The 25,657-nt window shown below is 71.8% G+C and carries 22 protein-coding genes and 1 tRNA gene; 6 read left to right on the top strand and 17 right to left on the bottom strand.

Annotated elements, in window-relative coordinates; translation table 11 throughout:
* Window position 1: 1 nt before the first annotated feature.
* From EDF24_RS09270 to EDF24_RS09255, 4 genes are all read right to left on the bottom strand, one after another.
* Window positions 2-394 (bottom strand): TadE family type IV pilus minor pilin, encoded by a 393-nt coding sequence (locus EDF24_RS09270; protein WP_123702371.1) that lies wholly within the window; start codon window positions 392-394, stop codon window positions 2-4.
* Window positions 395-401: 7 nt separating this feature from the next.
* Entirely contained in the window at window positions 402-602 is a 201-nt protein-coding gene (locus EDF24_RS09265) for a DUF4244 domain-containing protein (protein WP_123702369.1), read from the bottom strand.
* 91 nt (window positions 603-693) lie between these two features.
* Window positions 694-1,581, bottom strand: coding sequence for a hypothetical protein (locus EDF24_RS09260; RefSeq protein ID WP_123702367.1), 888 nt, complete (start codon window positions 1,579-1,581; stop codon window positions 694-696).
* A gap of 32 nt (window positions 1,582-1,613) precedes the next feature.
* Window positions 1,614-2,732: a TadA family conjugal transfer-associated ATPase gene (locus tag EDF24_RS09255; protein WP_123702652.1), complete on the bottom strand. Its 1,119-nt coding sequence runs from the start codon at window positions 2,730-2,732 to the stop codon at window positions 1,614-1,616.
* A gap of 583 nt (window positions 2,733-3,315) precedes the next feature.
* On the opposite strand from EDF24_RS09255, the gene acs reads away from it, so the two are divergent.
* Window positions 3,316-5,283 (top strand): acetate--CoA ligase, encoded by a 1,968-nt coding sequence (gene acs / locus EDF24_RS09250; protein WP_123702365.1) that lies wholly within the window; start codon window positions 3,316-3,318, stop codon window positions 5,281-5,283.
* A gap of 79 nt (window positions 5,284-5,362) precedes the next feature.
* On the opposite strand, the gene EDF24_RS09245 is transcribed toward acs, so the two are convergent.
* Window positions 5,363-5,824: a RidA family protein gene (locus tag EDF24_RS09245; RefSeq protein WP_123702363.1), complete on the bottom strand. Its 462-nt coding sequence runs from the start codon at window positions 5,822-5,824 to the stop codon at window positions 5,363-5,365.
* Window positions 5,821-5,979 (bottom strand): hypothetical protein, encoded by a 159-nt coding sequence (locus tag EDF24_RS19155; RefSeq protein WP_165931552.1) that lies wholly within the window; start codon window positions 5,977-5,979, stop codon window positions 5,821-5,823. Before EDF24_RS19155 ends, EDF24_RS09245 begins: the two co-directional genes overlap by 4 nt.
* Before the next feature lie 50 nt (window positions 5,980-6,029).
* On the opposite strand from EDF24_RS19155, the gene EDF24_RS09240 reads away from it, so the two are divergent.
* The 5 genes from EDF24_RS09240 (at window position 6,030) to EDF24_RS09220 (ending at window position 11,531) form a co-directional block, all read left to right on the top strand.
* A complete protein-coding gene (locus EDF24_RS09240) occupies window positions 6,030-8,594 on the top strand; it encodes a transglycosylase domain-containing protein (RefSeq protein ID WP_123702361.1) in 2,565 nt (854 codons plus the stop codon).
* Window positions 8,591-9,550, top strand: a complete 960-nt coding sequence (locus EDF24_RS09235) for a metallophosphoesterase (RefSeq protein WP_123702359.1) — start codon at window positions 8,591-8,593, stop codon at window positions 9,548-9,550. Before EDF24_RS09240 ends, EDF24_RS09235 begins: the two co-directional genes overlap by 4 nt.
* 123 nt (window positions 9,551-9,673) lie before the next feature.
* Window positions 9,674-9,747: transfer RNA gene (locus EDF24_RS09230), tRNA-Pro, on the top strand.
* A 132-nt stretch (window positions 9,748-9,879) separates the two neighbouring features.
* The gene (locus EDF24_RS09225; protein ID WP_123702356.1) at window positions 9,880-10,905 is read left to right on the top strand and encodes a sensor histidine kinase; all 1,026 of its coding nucleotides are present in this window, start codon (window positions 9,880-9,882) and stop codon (window positions 10,903-10,905) included.
* A complete protein-coding gene (locus EDF24_RS09220; RefSeq protein WP_123702354.1) occupies window positions 10,902-11,531 on the top strand; it encodes a response regulator transcription factor in 630 nt (209 codons plus the stop codon). Before EDF24_RS09225 ends, EDF24_RS09220 begins: the two co-directional genes overlap by 4 nt.
* A 208-nt stretch (window positions 11,532-11,739) precedes the next feature.
* Here EDF24_RS09220 and EDF24_RS09215 read toward each other — a convergent pair whose 3' ends face one another.
* From EDF24_RS09215 to EDF24_RS09165, 11 genes are all read right to left on the bottom strand, one after another.
* Entirely contained in the window at window positions 11,740-12,780 is a 1,041-nt protein-coding gene (locus EDF24_RS09215; RefSeq protein WP_123702352.1) for an LLM class flavin-dependent oxidoreductase, read from the bottom strand.
* Window positions 12,781-12,907: 127 nt separating this feature from the next.
* A complete protein-coding gene (locus EDF24_RS09210; RefSeq protein ID WP_123656045.1) occupies window positions 12,908-13,540 on the bottom strand; it encodes a thymidine kinase in 633 nt (210 codons plus the stop codon).
* On the bottom strand, window positions 13,540-14,241 hold the full coding sequence (locus tag EDF24_RS09205) for a response regulator (RefSeq protein ID WP_243698407.1): 702 nt from the start codon (window positions 14,239-14,241) through the stop codon (window positions 13,540-13,542). The genes EDF24_RS09210 and EDF24_RS09205 overlap by 1 nt, the downstream gene beginning before the upstream one ends.
* On the bottom strand, window positions 14,228-15,382 hold the full coding sequence (locus tag EDF24_RS09200; RefSeq protein ID WP_123702350.1) for a hypothetical protein: 1,155 nt from the start codon (window positions 15,380-15,382) through the stop codon (window positions 14,228-14,230). Before EDF24_RS09200 ends, EDF24_RS09205 begins: the two co-directional genes overlap by 14 nt.
* The gene (locus EDF24_RS09195; protein ID WP_123702348.1) at window positions 15,379-16,593 is read right to left on the bottom strand and encodes a sensor histidine kinase; all 1,215 of its coding nucleotides are present in this window, start codon (window positions 16,591-16,593) and stop codon (window positions 15,379-15,381) included. The genes EDF24_RS09200 and EDF24_RS09195 overlap by 4 nt, the downstream gene beginning before the upstream one ends.
* A 156-nt stretch (window positions 16,594-16,749) precedes the next feature.
* Entirely contained in the window at window positions 16,750-17,913 is a 1,164-nt protein-coding gene (locus EDF24_RS09190) for an Rv2578c family radical SAM protein (protein ID WP_123702346.1), read from the bottom strand.
* Between the two features lie 48 nt (window positions 17,914-17,961).
* On the bottom strand, window positions 17,962-19,449 hold the full coding sequence (locus tag EDF24_RS09185) for a malate:quinone oxidoreductase (protein ID WP_123656041.1): 1,488 nt from the start codon (window positions 19,447-19,449) through the stop codon (window positions 17,962-17,964).
* Between the two features lie 95 nt (window positions 19,450-19,544).
* Entirely contained in the window at window positions 19,545-20,597 is a 1,053-nt protein-coding gene (locus EDF24_RS09180) for an aspartate-semialdehyde dehydrogenase (protein ID WP_123702344.1), read from the bottom strand.
* A 22-nt stretch (window positions 20,598-20,619) separates the two neighbouring features.
* Window positions 20,620-21,885: an aspartate kinase gene (locus EDF24_RS09175; protein ID WP_123656039.1), complete on the bottom strand. Its 1,266-nt coding sequence runs from the start codon at window positions 21,883-21,885 to the stop codon at window positions 20,620-20,622.
* A 151-nt stretch (window positions 21,886-22,036) separates the two neighbouring features.
* Complete coding sequence (gene recR / locus EDF24_RS09170; protein WP_123656038.1) at window positions 22,037-22,636, bottom strand: recombination mediator RecR; 600 nt, start codon at window positions 22,634-22,636, stop codon at window positions 22,037-22,039.
* Entirely contained in the window at window positions 22,636-25,488 is a 2,853-nt protein-coding gene (locus EDF24_RS09165) for a DNA polymerase III subunit gamma and tau (protein WP_123702342.1), read from the bottom strand. The genes recR and EDF24_RS09165 overlap by 1 nt, the downstream gene beginning before the upstream one ends.
* Window positions 25,489-25,657 lie beyond the last annotated feature (169 nt).

The raw sequence follows: 25,657 nt of genomic DNA, 5'->3' as shown, positions 1-25,657 counted from the left end.
GTCAGCCCCCACCGTCGGCCGCGCAGCCGGTGCCGCGCAGCGTGAGCCCGGCGAACGGCCCCGACCCCGTGCCGCGCGTGACCGTCACGCAGACGAGCCCGTCGGCACGCGTCACCCCGACCACCGCCCCCGGTGCGAGGCGATCGACCGCTGATCGTCCGGCGGCGTCGTCGTCCCGTCCCCAGGCGCGCGCCGCGGTGGCGGCCGCGACCTGGAGCCGGCCCTGCGCGTCGACGAGGAGGACCCCGGCGACGGCGAGCGTGAGCACGACGGCCACCGCCGGCAGCGCGACCGCGAACTCGACCGTGACCGCGCCCCGGTCAGCGGCCCGGTCAGCGGCCCGGTCAGCGCCTCGGTCAGCGTCCCGGTCCGCGCCCCCGCGGCGCGACGGCACCGTGCGGTCACGAGGTGAGCGCACCGCGGACGAGTTCGGTGAGGATCGACTGGACCTCTCCCGAGCGCATCACCGCGACGAGCACGCCGGCGAACGCGACGGCGGCCAGGATCACGACGGCGTACTCGGCGGTGGCGGACCCGCGGTCGTCCGAGAGCCGCGTGCGCAGCCGGTGCAGGAGGAGCGGAGGATGTGGTTGCAGTGCCATGGGTGGTGTCCCTTTCTCGTTGTTGTCGGTGCACACGAGCCTCGCGGTCGGCGCGCCGCCGGACCGGGCGGGAACGAGACCAGTGGAGAGGTCAGCCGAACCCCACGACGGTGGAGGAGAGGATGCCGATCACGACCGGCACCACCCCGACCAGGACGAACGCGGGCAGGACGCACACCCCGAGGGGAACGACGAGCCGCACGCCGAGCCGTTCCGCCGCGGCGAGCGCGTCCGCCGCGTCGTCGTCCCGCAGGTCCTCCGCCGCTGCACGGAGCAGGGCGGCCGCAGGGACACCGGCCCGTCGCGCCAGGCCGAGCGTCTCCGCGAGCCGGTGTCGTTCGGCGGCACCGAGCGGGCGGTCACCGAACGCGTCCTCGACGGCCGAGCGCGCCCCGGACCACGCGCCCCCGCCGGACAGCGCCACCGCCCACGCGTCGAGGACGACACCGGGGATGCGACCGTCGGGCTCGGCGGCGCGGACCAGGCGAGCGGACCAGACACGGCCGACGGCGACGAGTGCCGCGCCGGTGAGGAGGCAGGCCCACCCGACCGGGGACCCGAGGAGCACGGAGGCGGTGTCGATTCCCCACAGCGCGCCGAGCACGAGCCCCAGCAGGGGCAGCGCGAGGACGACGTTCGCACTGGTGCGGGGGCCGGCGAGCGCCACCCGGACGGCGCGTTCACCGGCGGCCGCGCGTCGGAGCGCCGCGGCGAGCGCACGGAGTGTCGGCGCGATCGGCGCACCGGTCCGCGCGGCGACCGCCAACACCGCCCGGACGTCCGCTCGAGCAGGATCCCCGGCACCCGACCCCGGACCGGCAGCAGCAGCACCAGCAGCGGCACCGACACCAGCAACGACACCGGCACCGGCACCGGCACCGGCACCGACGAGCACCCACGCCCGCGGCGGCGGCACCCCCGCCGCGACGAGCGTGGCCACCCGGTCGAGGACCCGCGCCGCACCGACCGCGTCGAACACCGGAGACCGAGCGGACCCCGCGCCCGTGCCCCTCACCCGTGCCGCGCCGCCGCGAACCCGCCACCGCCCGCGACCCGGCCACCGCCCGCGGACCCCGCCACCCGCTCGACCGCCAGCTGCCCGGCCGGGTCGACCACGAGCCTCCCGGCCGCCACCAGCTGCCGCACCCCGCGCCGCCGCTCGACGTGCAGCACGAGGTCGAACGCGCTCACCGCCTGCCGGGCGAGGGCGGACGGCTCGAGGCCGGCCAGCGCGCCGAGCGCCTCGAGCCGCGCCGGCACGTCCTCGATCCCGTTGGCGTGCAGCGTGCCGGCGCCCCCGTCGTGCCCGGTGTTCAGTGCGGACATGAGCTCGCGGACCTCGGCGCCGCGGCACTCCCCCACGACGACCCGGTCCGGTCGCATCCGCAGGGACTCCCGGACGAGCCGGTCGAGCCCGAGCGCGCCCGCCCCCTCGGTGTTGGCCTGCCGGGACTCGAGCGCGACGACGTGCGGGTGGTCGATCCGGAGCTCGGCGACGTCTTCCACGGTGACGATGCGCTCGTCGTGCGGCACGAGCGCGAGCATCGCCGCGAGCAGCGTCGTCTTCCCGCTGCCCGTCGCACCGGACACGAGCACGTTGTGGCGCTCGCGGACGGCGTCCGCCACGATGCCCGGTCCGACCCGGTCGAAGGTCCCGGAGCGCTCGAGGTCGGCGATGGTCGGCCGCTCCGCGCGTGGGAGCCGGATCGAGATCGCGGTGCCACGGACGGCGATCGGCGCGAGGACGACGTGGACCCGGATGCCGTCGCCGTGCCGGACGTCCGCGATCGGTGTCGTCTCGTCGACGTGTCGGCCCCCGGATGCGACGAGCCGGCCAGCCAGCTCCCGCGTGCGTGCTTCGCCGAGGACGATCCCACCGTCGACGAGCCCGTCGCCGCGGTCCGCCCAGACGCCGGCGCCGCCCTGCACCAGGACATCCGTCACCGTGTCGTCGGCGACGAGGTGCGCGAGTTCCTCGAACTCGACGAGGTCGACGCCCGGCCGGATCCGGACGGCGGCACGGACACCCCGCGCGCCGCGCTCCCCGCGTGCACTGCGCACCCCGTGCGGGATGCCGGGAACAGCCGGAACAGGGAGGAACGGCGACGACGATGCGCGGTGACGGTGCATCCGGAGCACGCTAGGGCGCAGCGCGAGCCGATCGACCGGGACGCCGTCTCTTGGGGACGAGGACCTCCCGTCCCCAGCAGTGCGCACTTTTGTCCCCCGATCGGAGCCGACGTACCCCGCTCCTCCACACCGGGGCGACGTCCCGACCGCGGCACGGATCGGCCCGGGCGGCAGCCGTACCGTCGGCCGATGCCGTCTCCGAGCGTGCGCGATCCCCATACGAAAGCATGGACCGGTCTGTCCACCACAGGGTGGACACGGAGCCGCGCTGCCGCACGGACACGCGGATCGGACGCACAACGGGCCGGCCGCCGACGTCATGACGTCAGCGCGACCGGCCCGGGAAAAAGAAGAGGCGGCACCGGTTGGGGGGAACAGGTGCCGCCAAGACAACGGAGGATTGGGGGGAATCCGATCCGATGCCACCGGAAACGAGTCCGGCGGGAACCACTGTACCCCACAACACGACCACCAGGGCAACCCCGGCGCGCCGGATCCGCCGTCCGCCCAGAGCGAATCCCGGCGGACCCGGAGGGGTAGTCTCCGACTGCAACGAAGGACGCAACGACGCGAAAGGACATCGATGTCCACTCCGACCACGGTCGACCCCAGCAACGACGGCACAGCAGCAGAGGCCCCGACGTTCCCGCCACCCCCGGAGTTCGTGGCCGACGCCGTCGCGCACGAGGACCTCCACGAAGCCGCGAGCACCGACCGCCCGGCCTTCTGGGGCGAGCAGGCACGGACGCTCCTGGACTGGCGGACGCCGTTCACACAGACGCTCGACTGGTCGAACGCCCCGTTCGCGAGCTGGTTCGCCGACGGCGAGCTGAACGTGGCGGAGAACTGCCTCGACCGGCACGTCCGCGCGGGGAACGGCGACCGGGTCGCGATCCACTTCGAGGGCGCTCCTGGCGACACCCGGCGGATCACCTACGCCGAGCTGACCGCCGACGTCCAGCGTGCGGCGAACATGCTGCAGGACCTCGGCGTCACGCGGGGCGACCGTGTGGTCGTCTACATGCCCCTCATCCCCGAGGCCGTCGTGACGATGCTCGCCGTCGCCCGCATCGGCGCCGTGCACTCCGTCGTGTTCGGCGGGTTCAGCGCGGAGAGCCTCCGCGCCCGCATCGAGGACGCCGAGGCGAAGCTCGTGGTCACCGCGGACGGCGGCTGGCGCCGTGGGGCGGTGTCCCCGCTGAAGCCGGCGGTGGACGAGGCCCTGCAGGGCGAGGGCACCGACAGCGTCGAGCACGTGCTCGTCGTGAAGCGCGGCGGCAACGAGATCGCCTGGGACGACGAGCGCGACCTGTGGTGGCACGACGCCCTCCAGCAGGCGGACCCGCACCACGAGGCCGAGGCCTTCCCCGCGGAGAACCCCCTCTTCATCCTCTACACCTCGGGCACGACCGGGAAGCCGAAGGGCATCGTGCACACCTCCGGCGGGTACCTCACGCAGGCCGCCTACACGCACAAGAACGTGTTCGACATGCACCCGGAGAAGGACGTCTACTGGTGCACCGCCGACATCGGCTGGATCACCGGGCACACCTACGTCGTCTACGGCCCCCTGGCCAACGGCGTCACCCAGGTCCTGTACGAGGGCACGCCGGACGAGCCGAAGCCCGGCCGCTGGTGGGACCTCGTCGACGCCTACGGGGTGACGGTCCTCTACACGGCACCGACCGCGGTGCGCGCGGCGATGAAGGCCGGCCGGAAGGTCCCGGACGAGCACAGCCTCGAGAGCCTCCGCCTGCTCGGCAGCGTCGGCGAGCCGATCAACCCCGAGGCGTGGCACTGGTTCCGCCAGGTGATCGGCCACGACCGCACGCCGATCGTCGACACGTGGTGGCAGACCGAGACCGGCGCGATCATGATCTCCGCCCTCCCGGGGGTGACGAAGCTGAAGCCCGGTGCCGCGCAGACGCCGCTGCCGGGGATCGTCGCCGAGATCGTCGACGAGGAGGGCAACCGCGCCGACCCGGGTGAGAGCGGCTACCTCACGATCACCGAGCCGTGGCCGTCGATGGCGCGCGGCATCTGGGGCGACCCGGACCGCTTCGTGGAGACGTACTGGTCCCGGTTCGAGGGCCGCTACTTCGCCGGCGACGGCGCGCGGCTCGACGGTCAGGGCGACATCTGGGTGCAGGGCCGCGTCGACGACGTGATGAACGTGTCGGGGCACCGGCTCTCGACCGCCGAGATCGAGTCGGCACTGGTCGGGCACGAGGGCGTCGCCGAGGCGGCCGTCGTCGGTGCCGCGGACGAGACCACCGGGCAGGCGATCGTCGCGTTCGCGATCCTCACGGCGGAGGCCGCGGAGGGCGTCGACCGTGACGCCGTGGCCGCGGAGCTCCGCTCGTGGGTGGGACAGCGGATCGGGGCGATCGCGAAGCCCCGGCAGATCGTGATCGTGCCGGAACTGCCGAAGACGCGGTCGGGCAAGATCATGCGCCGGCTGCTCCGCGACGCGGCGGAGGGCCGTCGCATCGGCGACACGACGACGCTGGCCGACCCGACGATCATGGCGACCATCGCGGATCTCATGTAGACCGCGGAACGCGAGTGGGGCCTCCCGTCCGATCCGGACTGGAGGCCCCACTCACGTCACACGCGTTGCTGACGGTCCGTCAGGCGGTGAGCTCCACCACCAGCTCGACCTCCACGGGCGCGTCCAGCGGGAGCACCGCGACGCCCACAGCGCTCCGCGCGTGGATGCCGGCGTCGCCGAACACGTCGCCGACCAGGGTCGACGCGCCGTTCGCGACGCCGGGCTGGCCGGTGAAGGACGGGTCGGACGCGACGAACACCGTCACCTTGACCACGCGGGCGACCCGGTCGAGCGAGCCCGCGACGGACTGCACGGCGGCGAGCCCGTTGAGCGCCGCCTGTCGGGCCTGTGCCGTGGCGGTCTCGGCGTCCACGGTCGCACCGACCTTGCCGGTGACGGGCAGCGCGCCGTCGACGAACGGCAGCTGGCCGGCCGTGTAGACGTACGAGCCGGTGACGACCGCGGGGACGTACGCGGCCACCGGGGCGGCGACGGCCGGGATCGTGAGGCCCAGTTCGGTCAGCCGGTCCGCGATGCTCACGCGTCGGCCGCCGGGCGCTTCAGGTAGGCGACGAGCCCGCCTTCGGGGCCGGTGACGACCTGGACGAGCTCCCACCCCTGTTCCCCGAAGTTGTTGAGGATGGCGGTGGTGTTGTGGATGATCAACGGGGTCGTGAGGTATTCCCAGCGCGTCATGCGGTTCCTTGCCAGCCTTCGAGTCGGGGGTGTCGTTTAGGCTGCATCCTATGTCTGCCCAGAAGACGTCTGCCTCGCGGACCAAGCCCGTCTCTGCAGTCGGCGCCTTCATCGGATTCGTCGGCTTCAGCGTGCTCGCCGGCCTGCTGGTCACGATCGGTGTCACCCCCGCGATCGCGGTCGCCGGTGTCACGACGACGTCGACCATCGGCGTGTTCGAGTCCCTGCCGGAGTACATCGAGATCGGTGACCTCCCGCAGCGCAACGAGCTGTACGCGTACCAGAACGGCAAGTCGGTGCGTCTGGCGACGGTCTACGACCAGAACCGCCAGGAACTCAAGTTCGACCAGATCAGCGACCAGCTGAAGAACGCCGCCATCGACGGCGAGGACAAGCGCTTCTACGACCACGGCGGGGTCGACATGACCTCGCTCGTCCGTGCCGGTGTGGGCAGCCTGGCCGGCGGGCTCGGCGAGTCGGGTGGTGGCTCCACCCTGACGATGCAGCTCGTCCGCAACATCAAGATGCAGCAGGCCCTCGAGCTCCCCACGCAGGAAGAGCGCGAGAAGGCCTACAACGACGCCGTCGAGCAGACCATCCCCCGCAAGCTCGAGGAGATGAAGCTCGCGATCGGCCTCGCGAAGAAGTACACGCACAAGGAGATCCTCACCGGGTACCTGAACATCGCGTTCTTCGGTGACGGGACCTACGGCGTGCAGGCGGCGGCGCAGCACTACTTCAACAAGGACGCCACGAACCTCTCCCCGCAGGAAGCCGCGTCGATCCTCGCGATCGTGCAGTCGCCGAACACCCGCAACCTGTCGGACCCGAAGTACTACGACGCCAACGTCGCGCGCCGCGACGTCATCCTCAAGTCGATGTACGCGCAGAAGCACCTGACGAAGGCGGAGTACGACGCGGCCATCGCCTCGAAGCCGGCGGACTACGTGCACCTCACCGAGCCGACGCAGGGCTGCAAGGCCGCCGTCGGTGACGGTGCCGGCTTCTTCTGCGACTACGCGGTCAAGGTCGTCAAGGAGATGTCCCAGCTCGGCGGTTCCGCGAAGGAACGCGCCACCGCGTGGCGCAACGGCGGCTACAAGATCCAGACCACGCTCGACGTCGGACTGAACGCGCAGCAGAAGCAGCTGCTCAACGTCCACGACCCGAAGACCGAGACGGCCTTCGCGCTCGGCTCGACGATGAACTCGGTCGAGGCGTCCACCGGGCGCATCCTCACGATGGCGCAGAACAAGGACTACGACCAGGCGCTGAAGTCCGCGTCGACATCGACCTCGATCAACTACGCGACGGACTACAAGTACGGCGGCTCCGGCGGCTTCCAGACCGGCTCGACGTACAAGGTCTTCACGCTGCTCGACTGGCTCAAGGAAGGCCACGGCCTCAACGAGAGCGTGAGCGGCGCACCGCGCCTGATGTCCTCCGGGTGGACGGAGTGCGGCCAGCCCTACTACGCCGGCGGGTACACGCCGAAGAACGACAGCCCGGGTGAGAACGGCAACTACACCGTCGCCCGCGCCACCGCGCTCTCCGTGAACGTCGCGTTCCTCAACATGGCGCAGAAGCTCGACCTCTGCGACATCAAGAAGACCGCCGAAGACCTCGGCGTGCACCGCGCCGACGGCGGCGAGCTGAAGTCGAACCCGACCTCGGTCCTCGGCATCAACGAGATCGCGCCGCTGACCATGGCGTCCGCATACGCGACGATCTCCAACGGCGGCACCTACTGCAAGCCGATCGCGATCGACAACATCACCGACGCGAACGGCAAGAGCCTCGGCGGCCAGCCGAAGGAGTGCTCGCAGGTCCTCGACCCGACCGTCGCCGCGACCGCTGCCTACGCCATGCGCGGCACGATCCAGTACGGCACCGCGGTCGGTGCGCAGACGGCCGACGGCACGCAGATGTTCGCGAAGACGGGCACCACCGACGAAGCGGACCAGATCTGGCTCGTCGGCGGCAGCACCAAGGTCGCGACCGCGTACTGGCAGGGCAACACCGACGGTGGGAAGACCAACCTCCGCCACTACTACAGCGGCGCCGGCGGCTCCTACGCCAGCGCGCGTGCCGATGTCTGGCGACAGGCGATGACCCCGATCAACGCGCAGTACCCGGGCGAGGCCTTCCCGGCCCCGACCGCCAGCGCGATCCGCGGCAACAGCGTCGCGGTGCCGAACCTCGCGGGGAAGACCACGGACGAAGCACGCTCGCTCGTCGCGTCCGCCGGCTTCACCTACGTCGACGGCGGCACGCAGGCCGGTGCCGGAACGGCAGGGACCGTCTCCTCGACCTCCCCGGCGTCGGGCTCGCTCCTGTCCAAGGGCTCGAGCGTGACGGTCTACACGACCGACGGCTCACAGGCCGCGGTGCCGAACGTCGCCGGCAAGTCCGTCGAGGACGCCCGGTCGCAGCTCGGTGACGCTGGCTTCACGAACGTCGCGGTGTCCGACTCGTACCAGAAGGGCAACGGCAAGCAGGAGTGCCGCGTCGCCTCGGTCGACCCTGGTGTCGGCTCGAACGCCGCCAAGTCCGCCGAGGTCACCGTGACGCTCTTCGGCGACAAGGACGGCAAGGCACCGGAGAAGTGCCAGTGACCCGAGGCGGTCGCGCTGCAGCGGGGGTCCTCGCTGCCGGCGCGGTCACCGGTGCGGCCGCGGCCGCATGGGGGTCGCTCGTCGAACGCCGGCGTTTCGGGATCCGCTGGGAGACCGTTCCGGTCCTGCCGCCGGGTTCCCGTGACGTCGTGGTCCTGCACCTCTCGGACATCCACATGGCCCCGTGGCAGGCGGACAAGCAGCAGTGGCTGCGGGACCTCAGCCTCGTCGAGCCGGACTTCGTGGTGAACACCGGGGACAACCTCGGGCACCCGACGGCGAACGCCGCGGTCGAGTACGCGCTCGAGCCGTTCCGCGGCGTCCCCGGTGCGTTCGTGTACGGCTCGAACGACTTCTACGGCCCCTCCCCCCGGAACCCGCTGAAGTACTTCGGTGGCCCGAGCAGCATGCACGCGAAGGCGAAGCCGGTCGACCTCGACGTCGAGCGGCAGACGGCGTACTTCGAGTCGCTCGGCTGGCTCGACCTCAACGACAAGGCGCACGCGATCGAGGTCCGCGGGTCCCGCTTCGAGCTCTTCGGCACGTCCGACGCGCACCGCGACTGGGACCGCCTCGACCTGCTCCCGACGAACGTCGACGAGATGCGCGGCGAGGTCCCCTGGTCCGAGGACGAGGACGGCCCCGCGCCGGTGTCGATCGGCGTCACGCACGCCCCGTACCGCCGGGTGCTCGACGCCTTCGTGCGCCAGGGCGCCGACGTGGTCTTCGCCGGCCACACGCACGGCGGCCAGGTCGCCGTCCCGGGCTTCGGCGCGCTCGTCACGAACTGCGACCTCCCCCGCGAGTACGCCGGCGGACTGCACCGCTGGCAGAACCGGACGCACTGGTCCTGGCTCGAGGTCTCCGCGGGCCTCGGCACGTCGATCTACGCGCCGGTGCGGTTCGCCGTCCGTCCCGAGGCCGTCGTCGTCACGCTGACCGCCCGGACCGCCTGAGCCATCGGGCGCTCCGGCGCGGGGTTCGGGGGCGACTCGCCCGGCTGACGACGAAGTGGCGTGAGCACCCCCGAACATCCGCTAGACTTCTGCAGGTCGCTTCACGGAGTGGCCAACACACCTCGGGGTGTGGCGCAGCTTGGTAGCGCGCCTCGTTCGGGACGAGGAGGTCGCAGGTTCAAATCCTGTCACCCCGACAGATGAAGGCCCGGATCCACACGGATCCGGGCCTTCGCCGTTCCTGGGGTGCGGGTGGGACGTACGTCCGAGGACACACGGCACGGCGCCCGGACCTGCCGGGACGGCTCCCCCGCTAGCCTGGCAGCGCCATGCAGATCCCCGACCAGCTCACGCCCGTCCTCGTCCGGATCGGTGCGATGTTCCCCGAGCTCCGGGACGACCCCGTGATGGCCGCGAGCCTGTTCGAGAACGTCACGTCGATGCTCACCGACGCCCACCGCCGCTACGCCGCCGGGCAGGAGTCGTCCATCACGAGCGACCAGCTCCTCGCCGACGAGCACCTGGCAACCGGCGCCCTGCACGCCGAGCACATGCAGCACCCCGCCGGCGCGATGCTCGCGGCCGAGGTGCTCTTCGACGAGTACCTGCCCGTGTTCGTCGACGAGGTCGGCGCGACGACCCCCGCCGAGCTGCTCCGTGCCTCCAGGGCGCTGCACGCGGGCATCTGGAGCCGTTTCCCGGCCGGAGCGGTGGCGTACACGGAGGCGCTCCGCCAACGCGTCACGACGGCGAACCTGGACTCCCGGGCGCACATCGCCCGCGACCTACACGACCGGGTCGCGCACGGCATCCTCGCCGGCCTGCAGCGCATCGACCTCGCGCTCCTCACCGATCCCCCGGCGCCGCAGCGCACGGCGCAGCTCGAGGCGGCGGCAGCGCAGCTCCGGAGGGCGCTCGGGGACGTGCAGAACCTCGCCGTCGCGCTGCACGCCCGCGTCGGCGACGACCTGCTCGACGCCGCGCTGGCACGGCACGTCGCGGACCTGTTCCCGGACACCGAGCGCGTCACGATCGCATCGCACGGCACGCCGGGGGTCCTCGTGAACTGGCGGGCCGAGGAGTCGCTGACGATCCTCCTCGAGGCGCTCACGAACTGGTGGAAGCACGCACGTGACGCCGCGGCGCACGTCCGGTTCGACTGGCAGCCGGACAGGCTCACGGTCACCGTGCACGACGACGGCCCGGGCTTCGACGGCACCACGCACGCCGAGGGCCGCCTCGGTCAGTCCACGATGCGGGAGCGGGCGGCCCTCATCGGCGCCGGCCTCGACGTGGCGAGCGCGCCCGGCGCCGGCACCACGGTGACGCTCGTCGTCCCGCGGAGCACGCTGTGAGCGGTGCGGGTTCGATCACCCACGTGGCGATCGTCGACGACCACCGGCTCTTCCGCGAGGGCCTCGCCACGATCCTGGCGTCCGTCCCGACGATCCGGGTGGTCGCGCACGGTGAGCGCCCGTCCGACGTGCTGGACGGGCCCGAGGCCGCCGCTGTCGACGTGCTGCTCCTCGACGTCGAGCTCGACGGTCCCCCGGCCCGCACGACCATCGCGACCGTGCGGCGGAACCACCCGGGCATCGCCGTCGTGGTCCTGACCATGCACCGGGACGCGGTCCTCCGCCGTGCGCTCCTCGACGCCGGCGCGGTGGACTTCGTGACGAAGGACACCCCGAGCCGCGAACTCGTCGAGCGCATCGTCCGGGCGAGCACCGGACCGGCGGCCCCCGTGACGTTCCCCGTGGACGTGATCACCGACGCCCGTGCCGGGTCACCGCTCAGCGACCGGGAGGTCGAGGTCCTCCGCCTCGTCGCCGCGGCACGCTCGAACGCCGAGATCGCCGGCGACCTCGGCCTCGCGGTCGGGACGGTGAAGCGCCACGTCTACAACGTGTTCCGAAAGCTCGACGTCACCAGCCGGGTCGGGGCCGTGGCGACGGCCACGCGACTCGGCCTGCTCGGCTGACCCGAGCCTCCAGGCCGGATCGCCGGAAGGCCGGCGCGACGCCGCGTCGGCGCGCCGCCGCGACCGTCGAGTGCGCAGACAACGCGGACTTGCGTCCCCGGACTCGACGTCTCCTGCGCACTCGATCCCGAACCAGCGCGAGCACGGCCCGCGTCACCGGCCCAGCCGTCCGCGTCAGCCGCCCACGCCGCCGGCGTCAGCCCCGGCGTCAGCCCACCGCGACGGACGGCCGCACGAGACGACCCGCCTCGTGCAGCGACGCGACCACGTCGAGCGCCTGGTGCCGGTACCGCGCCTGCGCTGCGCCCGGCGCCACGATGACGCCGTTCGCGCCCGTGGACTCCACCAGCGCGTTGATCTTGTCCGCGACCTGGTCGGCCGAGCCGTACGCCTGTCGCTCGGTGCGGGCCGCGATGAACCGGCGCTCGAGGTCGGAGAACTCGTAGGCCCGCGCCTCCTCCATCGAGACCGGCTCGGGCTTCGCACCCTGGCGCATCCGGATGAAGGAGATCATCCCCGGGGCGCTCTGTTCCTCGATCACCGCGGGGTCCTCGTCCGTGACGACCTGCACGCCGATGAGCGCGTTCGGCTCCGAGCGGAAGCGGGAGGGCCGGAACGAGTCCCGGTAGAGCGCCAGCGCCGCCTCGGTGTTGTCGGACGCGAAGTGGTGCGCGAACGCGAACGAGATGCCGAGCGCACCCGCGACCTGAGCGCTGTAGCCGGAGGAGCCGAGCAGCCAGAACTCCGGGACGTCCCCGTAGCCGGGCACGGCACGGATGCGGGAGAGCGGGTTCTCCGCGTCCATCCCGGTGAAGAACCCGATCAGGTCCGCCAGCCGCTCGGGGAAGTCGTCGACGTCGAGCCGGTCGGTGCGGCGGAGTGCCATCGCGGTCGCGCCGTCGGTGCCCGGCGCACGGCCGAGTCCGAGGTCGACGCGGTCGCCGTAGAGCGCACGGAGCGTGCCGAACTGCTCAGCGACGACGAGCGGCGCGTGGTTCGGGAGCATCACGCCGCCGGAGCCGATGCGGATCGTGTTCGTGGCGGCGCCCACGGCGCTCAGGAGCACGGCGGGAGCCGACGAGGTGATGCCCGGCATGCCGTGGTGCTCGGCGACCCAGAAGCGCTCGTAGCCGAGTTTCTCGGCGTGCACCGCCATGTCGATGGAGCCCTGCAGGGCCTCGGTGTTGGACTGGCCGTACTCACGGGTGGCCAGGTCGAGGACGGACAGGTGCACGGATGCGTCGCTCATGTCCTCGCCAACGCCGCCCGGCCGGCGTTCATTCCGTGGTGCGTCGACCCGGACGGGAGGCCGGGGTCAGGCCCGTCAGGCCAGGCCGGGTCCGTCAGGTCGGGCCCGTCAGGCGCGGCCGAGTCCGTCAGGCCAGGTCGCCGTCGAGCCGGCCGCCGGACTCCGTCAGGTAGCAGTTCGCGCAGAGCGACTCGTACTCCACGTCCACGCCGTCGATCGCGACCTGCGATCCGTCGAACACGAACCGTCCGTCGACCTTCCGCGCGTTGAAGACCGCCTTGCGGCCGCAGCGGCAGATCGTCTTGAGCTCTTCGAGGGAGTGCGCGAGCTCGAGGAGCCGCCGGCTGCCCGGGAACGCCTCGGTCCGGAAGTCCGTGCGGATGCCGTACGCGATCACCGGGACCTCATCGAGGACCGCGATGCGGAGCAGGTCGTCGACCTGGCGCGGGCTGAGGAACTGGGCCTCGTCGACGAGCACGCAGCTCACCGAGCGGACCATGCCGTCGAGCCGCTCCGACTCGGGATCCCGGGCGCCCGCTGCCGTCACGGCCGCGCGGACGTCGTCCTCGGCGGCGAACACGATGTCGACCTGCCGCGTCACGCCGAGCCGGGACACGATCTCGCGGTCGCCCTTGGTGTCCACGGACGGCTTCGCGAGGAGCACCCGGTGCCCGCGCTCCTCGTAGTTGTACGCGGCCTGCAGCAGCCCGGTGCTCTTGCCGCTGTTCATCGCCCCGTAGCGGAAGTACAGCTTCGCCACTAGGAGAGGAAGCCGTCCTCCGCCGCACGACGGATCAGATCGGACTTCTTCGACGCCGGACGACCGACCTTGGCGTACTTCTCACGCACGCGCCGCAGGTAGGTCTTCGCGGTCTCGTACTGCACGTTCATCTGCGATGCCACTTCGTTCGTGGAGTAGCCCGAGACGTACAGGCGGAGCGCTTCTTCCTCGCCGTGGCTGAGCTTCGGCCGCTGGTGCGCCGTCGCACCGGTCGGGAGCGGGCGCCACTCGCGCTGCGACGGGGTCTCCCGCTCGACGCCCATGACGTCACGGGCGACGTCCATCACCTCACGCATGGGGAGGGACTTCGACAGGAACGCTGCAGCACCGGCCGCGAGGGCACGGTCGCGGGACTCGCGGGTGTCGAGGCTGGAGAGCACGATGACCTTCGCACCGGCGGCGCGGCAGGTGCGGACACGGGCTTCGATCGAGACGGGTTCCTTGAGCTGGAAGTCGAGGAACACCAGGTCGGTCGGGAAGCTGTCGCTGTGCACCATCTCGAGCCAGGAGTGCGCGGTCAGGGCCAGGTCGAAGTCGAACGCGTTCACGGCGATCCAGCTCGACAGGCTGTCCAGCAGCACTTCGTGGTCGTCGAGGATGGCCAGACGCACCCGGCGTGATCCGGGGTTCGGCAGGGCGGGCGAGCCCTCCGTCAGCCTGTTCGGGTCAGTGCTGGTCATACGAGAACCTTAGTGCGAGGGAGGATGGTCGGACGGAGACGTCGAGGTCGGGGAACGTGACGCGGAGGACGGCGAAGTAGGGGTCGAACGTCCGGTGGATGCCGATGTCGGAGTCCGCGACGGCGACGTCGAACGCGACCGAGACCCGGCGGCCGGCCGCGTCCCCTGGGCCGGTGTCGACGCCCCGTGTGACCGCGGCGGAGAAGCCCGCCGGGTCGACGGTGGAGGCGCGGAGCACCGCCCGGACGAAGGTGCGGAGCACGGTGCGCTGGTCGGCGTCGAGCGTCGCGATGAGGCCGTCGGGGTCGTCGACCCGGGCGCTCGGGCCGCCTTCGACCCGGACCGCATGCTCGAACCACGTCCGGTCGGCGTCGGCGACCATGACGCGCCGGATGCCGTCCGCGATCGCACGGGCACGGGCACGGTCGGCGTCGGTGATGGTCTCACGGGTGCGGAGCTCGGCGAAGAACGGGGCGACGTCCCGCGCCAGGATCGTCGAGCGGTCCTGCTGCACGCTCGCCGCGATGCCGTCACGCTCCGCGCGCTCGACGGAGTACGAGCCGGCGCGGATCTGCACACGCTCGGCCAGGCCGGCGAAGGTCCACGCGAACACACCGGACGCGGCGGTCAGGACGAGCGTCGGCGCCGCCGCGAGGAAGGCCGAGACCGACAGCGGGACGTCGTGCGGGAACACGGACGCCGCGAGCCCCCACGCCACGCCGTCGACCACCGCGAGCACGACGCCGCCGACCACCAGGTCGCCCCACGGCCGGTACGGCGCGACCATGACGATGCCGGTCGCGGTGAGCAGGGACATGAAGTCGTTCAGGGCGCTGCGGTCCGGGCCCCACTGCGCTGCGACGCTCGTGACGGCGGCCACCGCGAGCAGGGCGACGTGCGCGGCGAACGCCCATCGCGGGAACGGGGCGCGGAACGGGCTCGAGGCCGTGACGACCACCGCGGTCGAGGCGGCGAGCAACAGCACGGTGAGCGCGCTGAGCGTCGGGCTGCCGACGACGTCGCGGTCGAAGACGGACACGGCGATCGCCCAGACCAGGCCGACGGCGCCGAGGACGACGGCCAGCGGCCGGGACCCCATCACGCCGAGGGGGTCGTACTGCTGGGCGGTCCGCCCGGTCACGATGCCGCTCCGTCGCCGTGGCCGGCCGTCGGCACCGAACCGGTCAGCGCCGGGTACGGCACGGACATCATCACGCTGGTCCCGGTGCCGGGCGAAGACCACACCTGCACGTCACCGCCGACACGGCCGATGCGCTCCCGCACCGAGTTGCGGAGCCCCATCCGGTCCGCACCGGTCTCCTGCTCGTCGAACCCACGGCCGTCGTCCACCACCATCACGGTGCAGGCGACACCGTCGTCGAACACGCTCACCTCGGCCGAGTCGGTCCCGGCGTGCTTCCGGACGTTCGCCAGGCACTGCCCCACGGCGCGCACCAGTGCCGTCACCGCCGCGGGGTCGAGTCGTCCGACCGCGGCGGGGTCGCCGGTGACCGTGACGTCGAGGCCGAGTGCCCGGTGCTCCTCGACCACGTGCTCGAACGCGTGCACCGCGGCACCCGTGGCCCCGGCCGGTTCGGCGGCGAGCCACTCCTTGCCGGTGAGCATCGCGACGTCGGCCTCGACCGTGCGGGCGAGCTGTTCGTCCATGGGACCGTCCGGGGCGAGCGCGATCGCGCCGAGGTGGTTGAGGACGGTGTCGTGCAGGATCGCGGCGGCCTCGGCCTCGACGCCGGCGCGGTAGGCGGACACGTGCTCTTCCCGCGCGGAGCGCAGGAGCTCCGGCTGGACGCGCTGCGACCGCGCCGTGCTCCGTCCGGCCGCGAGCACGATGGCCGCCACGAACGCCAGGGTCACCCAGGCGAGCACGAGCGGGTGGTACGAGTCGCCGGACTGGATGTTCGCGATCGTCGTCGCGAGTCGCCCGACCCCGAAGCCGGCGATGGACCAGAGCACCACCCGTCCGGGCACCGCACCCGCACCGCCCACGAGGACCAGCGGCACGACGACCAGGGACATCAGGTACGACGTCGCCCACGGCTCGGGGATCTCCCGCGCGACCACGAGCGCGAACCACCAGGCGCACACCCCGCCGACGACGAGGAAGGCCACCGCGGATCGCCAGGTGCCGAACTGCACGTGCACGCCGATCATGCCGAGCATCGGGAGGAGCGCGGCGACGGCACCGATCACGTGCACGTCGGGGTCGGCGATCCGGAAGAGCAGGAGCGCGACGACCGCGGCGCCGAGCGAGCCGATCGCCGCCGCGTGGAACGCCCGGACCGTCGACCACGCGTTCACTCGCGGAGCGAGGTGCGTGGGGATGCCGAGCACGGTGGTGGTCCTTCCGGGGAGCCAGGAGGCGCCGCCCACGATCAAACCACCAACGGAGAGGCCGTGTACCCCGGATCGGGCACCGGGCGACGACAGAGTCGATGATACCGGCCACGGACGGGGTCCGGTGTCCCCCGAACGCGGACCGACGGGTCCTCAGAACAGCGTGGGCACGCCGTTCGTGATGCCCGCACGCGCGGCGGGCCGCAGGGCGGCGGTCCGTCCGTCGTGGCGGGCGTCCCATGTCCGGTCTGCGCGCTTGAGCGGCGAGATGCCCGCGGCGCGATCGCTCCCGGGACCCGACGCAGGGTCCGTCCCGGGGCCGCTCCCCTGGCTGAACCCCATCGACCCCGTCGCGGGATCGACACGGCCGAGCCCGACCCCGTGCGCCCGCATGATCGGCCGCACCCGCTCCCCGAGCCAGCGCCGGTAGTCCTTCGGCGGGTACGTGTTGTCGAGGTACATCGCCCGGTACCGCGCGACGAGGTCCGGGTGGGTCCGCGCCAGCCAGTCCATGTACCAGGGCTTCACGCCCGGCTTGAGGTGGAGCGCCGAGTACATCACGCTCGTCGCACCGGCCGCAGCGGCGCGGCCGATGGCGTCGTCGAGGTGCGCCGTGGTGTCGGTGATGTAGGGCAGCACCGGCATCAGGAACACCGAGCACGACAGACCGGCGTCCCGCACGGCCCGGACCGTCGCCAGCCGCGCCGTCGTGGTCGGGGTGCCCGGTTCGACGGACTGCTGGAGTTCGTCGTCGTAGACCGCGATCGACATCGCGAGGTCGACCGGCACCACCTTCGACGCTGCCACCAGCGCCGGGATGTCCCGCCGCAGGAGCGTCCCCTTGGTCAGGATGCTGAACGGCGTGCCGGACTCCGCCAGGGCCGCGATGATGCCCGGCATCAACCGGTACTTCCCCTCGGCCCGCTGGTACGGGTCGGTGTTGGTCCCGAGCGCGACGGGGTGCCGGTCCCAGCTCGGCTTCGCGAGCTCACGCCGCAGGACGTCGGCGACGTTGGTCTTCACGACGATCTGCTGGTCGAAGTCCGAGCCGCCGTCGAACTCGAGGTAGGTGTGGGTCGGCCGTGCGAAGCAGTACACGCAGGCGTGCGAGCAGCCGCGGTACGGGTTGATCGTCATCCCCCACGTGCCACCGTCGATCGCGCCGACACGGTTCAGCGCCGACTTCGCGAGGACTTCGTGGAAGGTCACACCGGCGAACTCCGGCGTCGTCACGCTCCGGACGAACCCGCTGTTCGACTCGAGCCCCGGGAGCATGTCCGCCCCCGACGCGTCGATCGCCTGCCCGTCCCATCGCATGCCCTCATTCGAACACACGTTCGAACAGAGCGCAAGACGACCACGGGGTCAGTGGTGCAGGCCGAGCACCTTCGCCGTGCGCTCCAGCGTGGCGTCCGCCAGCGCTGCGTCCTCGCCGAGGTCCTGGCCGTAGGTCGGCACCATCACGCGGACGGCGTCTTCCCAGCGGTCCCACCGGTCCGGGAAGCACTTCCGCAGCAGCCCGAGCATGATCGGCACCGCGGTCGAGGCCCCCGGCGACGCGCCGAGCAGACCCGCGATGGACCCGTCCGCAGCCGTGATGACCTCTGTCCCGAACTGCAGGACCCCGCCCTTGTCCTTGTCCGGCTTGATGACCTGGACCCGCTGCCCGGCGATGATCTTGTGCCAGTTCTCCGGCTGCGCAGCGGGCATGAAGTCCCGCAGGGCGTCGAACTTCGTCGACTTCGAGGCGAGCAGCTGACCGACGAGGTACCGGACCAGGTCGAAGTTCGAGAACGCGACGCTGAGCATCGGGCGCAGGTTGTGCGGGCGGATCGAGCGGAACAGGTCGAGCATCGAGCCCTGCTTGAGGAACTTCGGGCTGAACCCCGCGTACGGACCGAACATCAGGGACGCGCTGCCGTCGACGATGCGGGTGTCGAGGTGCGGCACCGACATCGGCGGAGCGCCGACGCTGGCCTTGCCGTAGACCTTCGCGGAGTGCTTCTGCACCACCTCGGGGTCGTCGGTGCGGAGGAACTCGCCCGACACCGGGAAGCCGCCGTACCCGCGGATCTCCGGGATGCCGGACTTCTGCAGCAGCTGCAGGGCACCGCCACCGGCGCCCACGAACACGAACTTCGCCGCGATCTTCTGCTTCGACCGGCCGACCTCGTTGAGGACCTCGAGCGCCCAGCCGTCGAACTCCTTGCCACGCTTGATCGCGGTGACCTGGTGGTTCGGCTCGAACTCGACGCCGTCCACCTCGAGCTGGTCGAACAGCTGCCGGGTGAGGGACCCGAAGTCGACGTCCGAACCGGCTGCGGAGTACGTCGCCGCGATCGGCTGATCCTTCTTGCGACCGGGGATGAGCGCCGGCGCCCACTTCCGGATCTGCTCGGCGTCGTCGCTGAACTCGAGGCCGGCGAAGAGCGGGTGGTCCTTCATCGCCTCGTACCGGGCACGCATGTACTCGACGTTCTCCGCACCCCAGACGAAGGAGATGTGCGGCGTCGGGTTGATGAAGCTCTTCGGGTCGGGCAGCGTGCCGGTCTCGACGAGGAACGACCAGAACTGGCGGGACACCTGGAACTGCTCGTTGACGTTGACGGCCTTGGTGATCTCGACGCGGCCGTCGGGCAGCTCGGGCGTGTAGTTCAGCTCGCAGAGCGCGGAGTGCCCGGTCCCCGCGTTGTTCCACGGGTTCGAGGATTCCTGCGCCACACTGCCGAGCCGCTCGTAGACGCGGATCTTCCAGCTCGGCTCGAGCCGGTGGATGATCGCACCGAGCGTCGCGCTCATGATCCCTCCCCCGACGAGGACGACGTCGATGGGGTCCACCTGCTTCACTGCCACCCGACGATCCTACTGGCGTCGCGTCGTCGACGCTCCCAACAAACGGACGGGAGGCCCGGTGCCAGCTGGCACCGGGCCTCCCGTCGGTCGGGTGGTTACGCCGCGACCGCGCGACGTGCGACGACGACCTCGGCGATCTGCACGGCGTTCAGCGCCGCACCCTTCCGCAGGTTGTCGTTGCTGACGAACAGCGCCAGACCGTGCCCCTCGGGCGCGGACTGGTCGGCACGGATCCGGCCGACGAAGGTCGGGTCCTGCCCGGCCGCCTGCAGCGGGGTCGGCACGTCGGAGAGCTCCACACCGGGGGCGCTCGCCAGGATCTCGGTGGCGCGCCGAGCGGACAGCGGCTCGGCGAACTCGGCGTGCACCGAGATCGAGTGCCCCGTGAACACCGGCACGCGGACGCAGGTGCCGGCGACCAGCAGGTCCGGGAGCTCGAGGATCTTGCGGCTCTCGTTGCGGAGCTTCTTCTCCTCGTCCGTCTCGCCCAGGCCGTCCTCGACGATGCTGCCCGCGAGCGGGACGACGTCGAACGCGATGGGGCGGACGTACTTCACCGGGTCCGGGAAGGTCACCGCGGAACCGTCGTGGGTCAGACGTGCCGTGTCCTGCTCGAGCGCGGCCCTGGCCTGTCCGAGGAGCTCGTCGACGCCGGCGAGACCGGAGCCCGAGACCGCCTGGTACGTGGTGGCGACGAGACGACGGAGACCGGCCTCGGCGTCGAGCACCTTCAGGACCGGCATGATCGCCATCGTCGTGCAGTTCGGGTTCGCGATGATCCCCTTGCCCGCCTGGTCGATGGCGTGCGGGTTGACCTCGCTGACGACGAGCGGGACCTCGGGGTCCATCCGCCAGGCGCTGGAGTTGTCGATGACGAGCGCACCGGCAGCGGCGAACTTCGGCGCCAGCGCACGGGACGCGGTGGCGCCGGCCGAGAACAGCGCGATGTCGATGCCCGCCGGGTCGGCGGTCTCGGAGTCCTCCACCACGATGTCCTGCCCGCGGAAGGACAGGGTCGTGCCGGCGGACCGGGCGCTCGCGAAGAAGCGGACCGTCGTGGCGGGGAACGCGCGCTCCTCGAGCAGACGGCGCATCACGGCGCCGACCTGGCCGGTGGCGCCGACGACGGCGATGGTGAGGTCGGACATGGGTGCTCCTGCTCTCGTCGGCTCAGCGGCCGGTGCCGGCGTACACGACGGCTTCGTTGTCGGCGTCGAGGCCGAACGCCTCGTGCACGACGCGCATCGCGTCGTTGAGGGTGTCGGCGCGGGTGACGACCGAGATGCGGATCTCCGACGTGGAGATCATCTCGATGTTGATCGACGCCTGGTGCAGCGCACGGAAGAGCTCGGCGGACACACCGGCGTTCGTCCGCATGCCGGCACCGACCAGGGCGAGCTTGCCGATCTGGTCGTCGTACTGGATGCTCTCGAAGCCGATGTCCGCCTTCGCGACGCCGAGCGCGGTCAGGACGTTCTGGCCCTGGTCCTTCGGCAGCGTGAACGAGATGTCGGTGCGCCCGGTCGACGCCGCCGACACGTTCTGCACGATCATGTCGATGTTCGCGCCGGAGCGGGCCACGATCGTGAAGATCTCGGCCGCCTTGCCCGGCTGGTCGGGCACGCCGACCACGGTGATCTTGCCCTCGGAGAGGTCTCCGGCGATGCCGGTGATGATCGGTTCTTCCACGGTTTCCCCCTTCGCAGGGTTGTAGACGATGGTGCCCTCGGCGTTGCTGAACGACGAGCGGACGTGGAGGGTGACGCCGTGCCGACGGGCGTACTCGACGGCACGGATGTAGAGGACCTTGGCGCCGGACGCTGCGAGCTCGAGCATCTCCTCGCTCGTGATGCGGTCGATCTTGCGCGCCTTCGGCACCACGCGGGGGTCGGCGGAGAAGATGCCGTCGACGTCGGTGTAGATCTCACAGATGTCGGCGTCGAGCGCGGCGGCGAGGGCGACGGCGGTCGTGTCGGAGCCACCACGGCCGAGCGTGGTGATCTCCCCCGTCGTGCGGTTGAAGCCCTGGAACCCGGCGACGATCGCGACGTGCCCGGCATCGAGTGCTTCACGGACACGCTTCGGCGTGACGTCGACGATGCGCGCCTTGCCGTGCTGCGCGTCGGTGAGCATGCCCGCCTGGCTGCCCGTGTAGGAGGAGGCTTCGACCCCGAGGCTCTTGATCGCCATCGCGAGCAGCGCCATCGAGATACGCTCCCCCGCGGTGAGGAGCATGTCGAGTTCACGGCCGGCCGGGATCGGCGTGACGGAGTGCGCCAGGTCGACGAGTTCGTCGGTCGTGTCACCCATCGCGGAGACCGCCACGACGACGTCGTTGCCCGCCTTCTTCGTCTCCACGATCCGTTTGGCGACGCGCTTGATGCTCTCGGCGTCCGCGACGGACGATCCACCGAACTTCTGCACGATCAAGGCCACGGGCGGGTACTCCTGGAGGACGGGTCCGCGACCGAGCGCGGCTTCGACAATCGTAGACGGTGTTTCGGGGATGTTGCGTCTGAGCGGCCCCGCACGCAACGATCCTGCGTGGGGTCCTCGGCTCGGCGCCTGCTCTGGTGTCGGCGCTGCCTCAGCCGCCGACGAGCCGGCGGCCCTCGAAGGCACGACCGAGGGTGACCTCGTCCGCGTACTCCAGGTCGCCGCCCACCGGCAGGCCAGACGCGAGACGTGTGGTCCGGATGCCCATCGGGACGAGCAGCCGGCTGAGGTAGGTCGCCGTGGCCTCTCCCTCGAGGTTCGGGTCGGTCGCGATGATCACCTCTTCCACGGTGCCGTCGGCCAGACGCGTCATCAGCTGCTGGATGCGGAGGTCGTCCGGGCCCACGCCGTCGATCGGGCTGATCGCGCCACCGAGCACGTGGTACAGCCCGCGGAACTCGCGGGTGCGCTCGATCGCGGCGACGTCCTTCGCTTCCTCGACCACGCAGATGGTGGCCGGCTGGCGGCGGGGATCGCGGCAGATGCTGCAGCGCTCCGACTCGGTCACGTTGCCGCAGATCTCGCAGAAGCGGACCCGCTCCTTGACGTCCGCGAGGAGCTCGGAGAGCCGGGACGGGTCGAAGGACTCGTTCTGGAGGATGTGGAACGCGATGCGCTGCGCCGACTTCGGGCCGATGCCGGGGAGGCGGCCGAACTCGTCGATGAGGTCCTGGACGATGCCGTCGTACATCAGCTGCCCTCGCTCAGGGAGGTCTCCTCGATGAACTGCGCGCCGAGGATCTCACGCACCACGGCCTCGCCGTAGCGGCCGGGGACCGGGGCGCGGCGGACCTGCTGCTGCTGGGCCGGCGGCTGCTGCCGGGCCGGCTGCTGCTGCTGCTGCTGCTGCTGCTGCTGGGCAGGCTGCTGCTGCTGCTGCTGCTGCTGGGCAGGTTGCTGATGCGCTGGCTGCGTCGGCGCGGGGGCGCCGCCGCCGGGGCCGGGATCGGGGAACGGGGCGCCGTCGTCGAACGGTGCGTCGTCGAGCGGGTAGTCGTCGACCGGGACGGGAGGCTCGTCCCGCGCCGGCGGTGCAGCCTGCGCCGGGCGCTTGCCGGCCTGCAGGGCGTCGATCGCCGCCTGCACGTCGGCCACCGGGCCCGAGGTCGGGACCGGGGTCTGGGCGGGTGCACCCGCGGGAGCGACGGTGTCGCCGGGGGCGGTCGAGCCCATCGGTGCGGCCCAGGTGGGCTCCACGTCGTCCGGCACGGCGCCCGCGGTGGGGTCGGTCGCGGGGATCGTGGCGACGGCCCACTCGGTGACGGGACCCGAGGAGGTGCTCGGCGCGGGGGCCGGTGCTTCCGGTGCGGGCGCACGGTCCTGCTGGGGCGCGTCCGAGTTCGGCGCGGCCTGGCTCGGCGCGGGCTGCTGCGGCGCGTCCTGCTTCGGTGCGTCCTGCTTCGGTGCGTCCTGCTTCGGCGCGTCCTGCTTCGGTGCGTCCTGCTTCGGTGCGTCCTGCTTCGGCGCGTCCTCGGGCGCGGCGGACTGGCGCGGCGGCGCCTGGTCTGCAGCTGCCGGCGTCAGCGCGGCTTGATCCGGCGCGGCCGTCACCGGGGCGTCCTGGCTCGGCGCCGTCGTTGTCGGCGCGGTCGTCGTCGGCGCGGCCTGCTGTGGCGCGGGCTGGCTCGGGGCGTCGTTCTGCGGGACGGCCGGACGCTGCTGGCCTGCTCCCCCCGGACCACCGGGGCCGCGCGCGACGAACTTCACCCGGAAGCCGAGGAGGTCCTGGATCGCGGCGCGCACCAGTTCGCTGACGCTCGTGGTCGGGTCGGACATCTCCTTGAAGGAGGCGACGTCCTGCTGGCTCGGGAACGTCAGCGTGAGCACGTCGTCGCGGAGCGCGGTGACCTGCGCCGTCACGACCACGGTCCACGCGGAGCGCTTGGCACGCTGGACGTGTTCGAGCACCTGCGGCCAGGTGTCCCGCATCTGCTGCAGCCCGACTGCGGCGATCGGCTGCACGACGGGCTCGGAACCGATGACGGTGCCCTGCCCGGTCGAGGACGCCGCCGCGTGCTCGCTCGGCTCGGACGTCGTCCGTTCCGGAGCCGGCTGCTGGCGTTCCGGGCTCTCCGGGGCTTCGGGAGCGCTCGGCGCGACGGCCGCCCAGGAGGCTGCTGCGTCCTGCGCGGCGTTCTTCGTGGGGGCGTTCGTCGCCGGCGCGTTCGTGACCGGGGCGTTCGTGGCCGGGGCGTTGACCGTCGGCGCGGGCGTCACCGGTGCCTGGGCCGCCGGAACCTGCGCGGACGTCGTCTGCGCCGGGGTTCGCGGTGCCGTGGCTGCGATCGGCGACGGTGCCTGCGCCGCAGGAGCCGTGCGCGCCGACTGCGTCGACTCGACTGGACGAGACGGCGCCGTCTCGTGGTGCCCACCGGCGTCGCCGACGCCCACGCGGCGTTCGAGCCGCTCGACCCGGGCGAGTGCGCCGCGCTGGGTGTCGTCCGCCTCGGGGACGAGCATCCGCGCGATCATCAGCTCGAGGTGCAGCCGGGGCGAGGTCGCTCCGGTCATGTCGGTGAGGGCACGGTTCGCGATGTCGGCACCGCGGGAGAGCCCGTTCGCGCCGAAGACCCCGGCCTGCCGCGTCATCGTGTCGAGCTCTTCCGGGGACACACCACGCAGGACCGCGCCGGCGCTCTCGTTCGTGGCGGCGACGACGATGAGGTCGCGGAGACGCTCGAGGAGGTCCTCGACGAAGCGCCGCGGGTCCTGGCCGGTCTGCACGACACGGTCGATCGCCGCGAACGCGGAACCCGGGTCGGCCACGGCGAGCGCGTCGACGACGTCGTCGAGGAGCGCGCTGTCCGTGTAGCCGAGGAGCGCGACGGCACGGTCGTACGCGATCGCGCCGTCTTCGCTGCCCGCGATGAGCTGGTCGAGCAGGGACAGGGTGTCGCGGACGGACCCGCCGCCGGCACGGACGACGAGCGGCAGCACACCCGGTGCGACGGACACGGACTCCTGCCCGCAGAGCTGCTCGACGTACTCGAGCATCACGGCCGGCGGGACGAGCCGGAACGGGTAGTGGTGGGTGCGCGACCGGATCGTGCCGATGACCTTCTCGGGCTCGGTCGTCGCGAAGATGAACTTGACGTGCTCCGGCGGTTCCTCGACCAGCTTGAGCAGCGCGTTGAAGCCCTGCGGCGTGACCATGTGCGCTTCGTCGAGGATGAAGATCTTGTAGCGGTCGCGCGCCGGGGCGAACACGGCGCGGTCGCGGAGGTCACGCGCGTCGTCGACACCGTTGTGGCTGGCGGCGTCGATCTCGATGACGTCGAGCGAGCCGCTGCCGCCGCGCGCGAGTTCCACGCAGCTCGGGCAGACGCCGCACGGGGTGTCGGTCGGCCCCTCTGCGCAGTTCAGGCAGCGCGCGAGGATGCGCGCCGAGGTCGTCTTGCCACAGCCACGCGGCCCGCTGAACAGGTACGCGTGGTTGACCCGGTTGGTCCGGAGGGCGGTGCGGAGCGGGTCGGTGACCTGCGACTGCCCGATGAGCTCGGCGAAGTTCTCAGGCCGGTAACGGCGATACAGGGCGGTGACCACGCGACAAGGGTAGCCGGGACCGCCGACACCGCCGTCCGGAACTCTCCCGCAGCGGAACCGGTTACCCGCACAACGAAAAGACTCCTCACGCACCCCGCGTGGATCAGCGCTGCCCCGGTTACCCGCACAACGAAAAGACTCCTCACGCACCCCGCGTGGATCAGCGCTG

Origin of the sequence: Curtobacterium sp. PhB130 (assembly GCF_003755165.1) — a bacterium.
Taxonomy (GTDB): domain Bacteria; phylum Actinomycetota; class Actinomycetes; order Actinomycetales; family Microbacteriaceae; genus Curtobacterium.
This window is presented reverse-complemented; position numbering and strand designations above follow the sequence as displayed.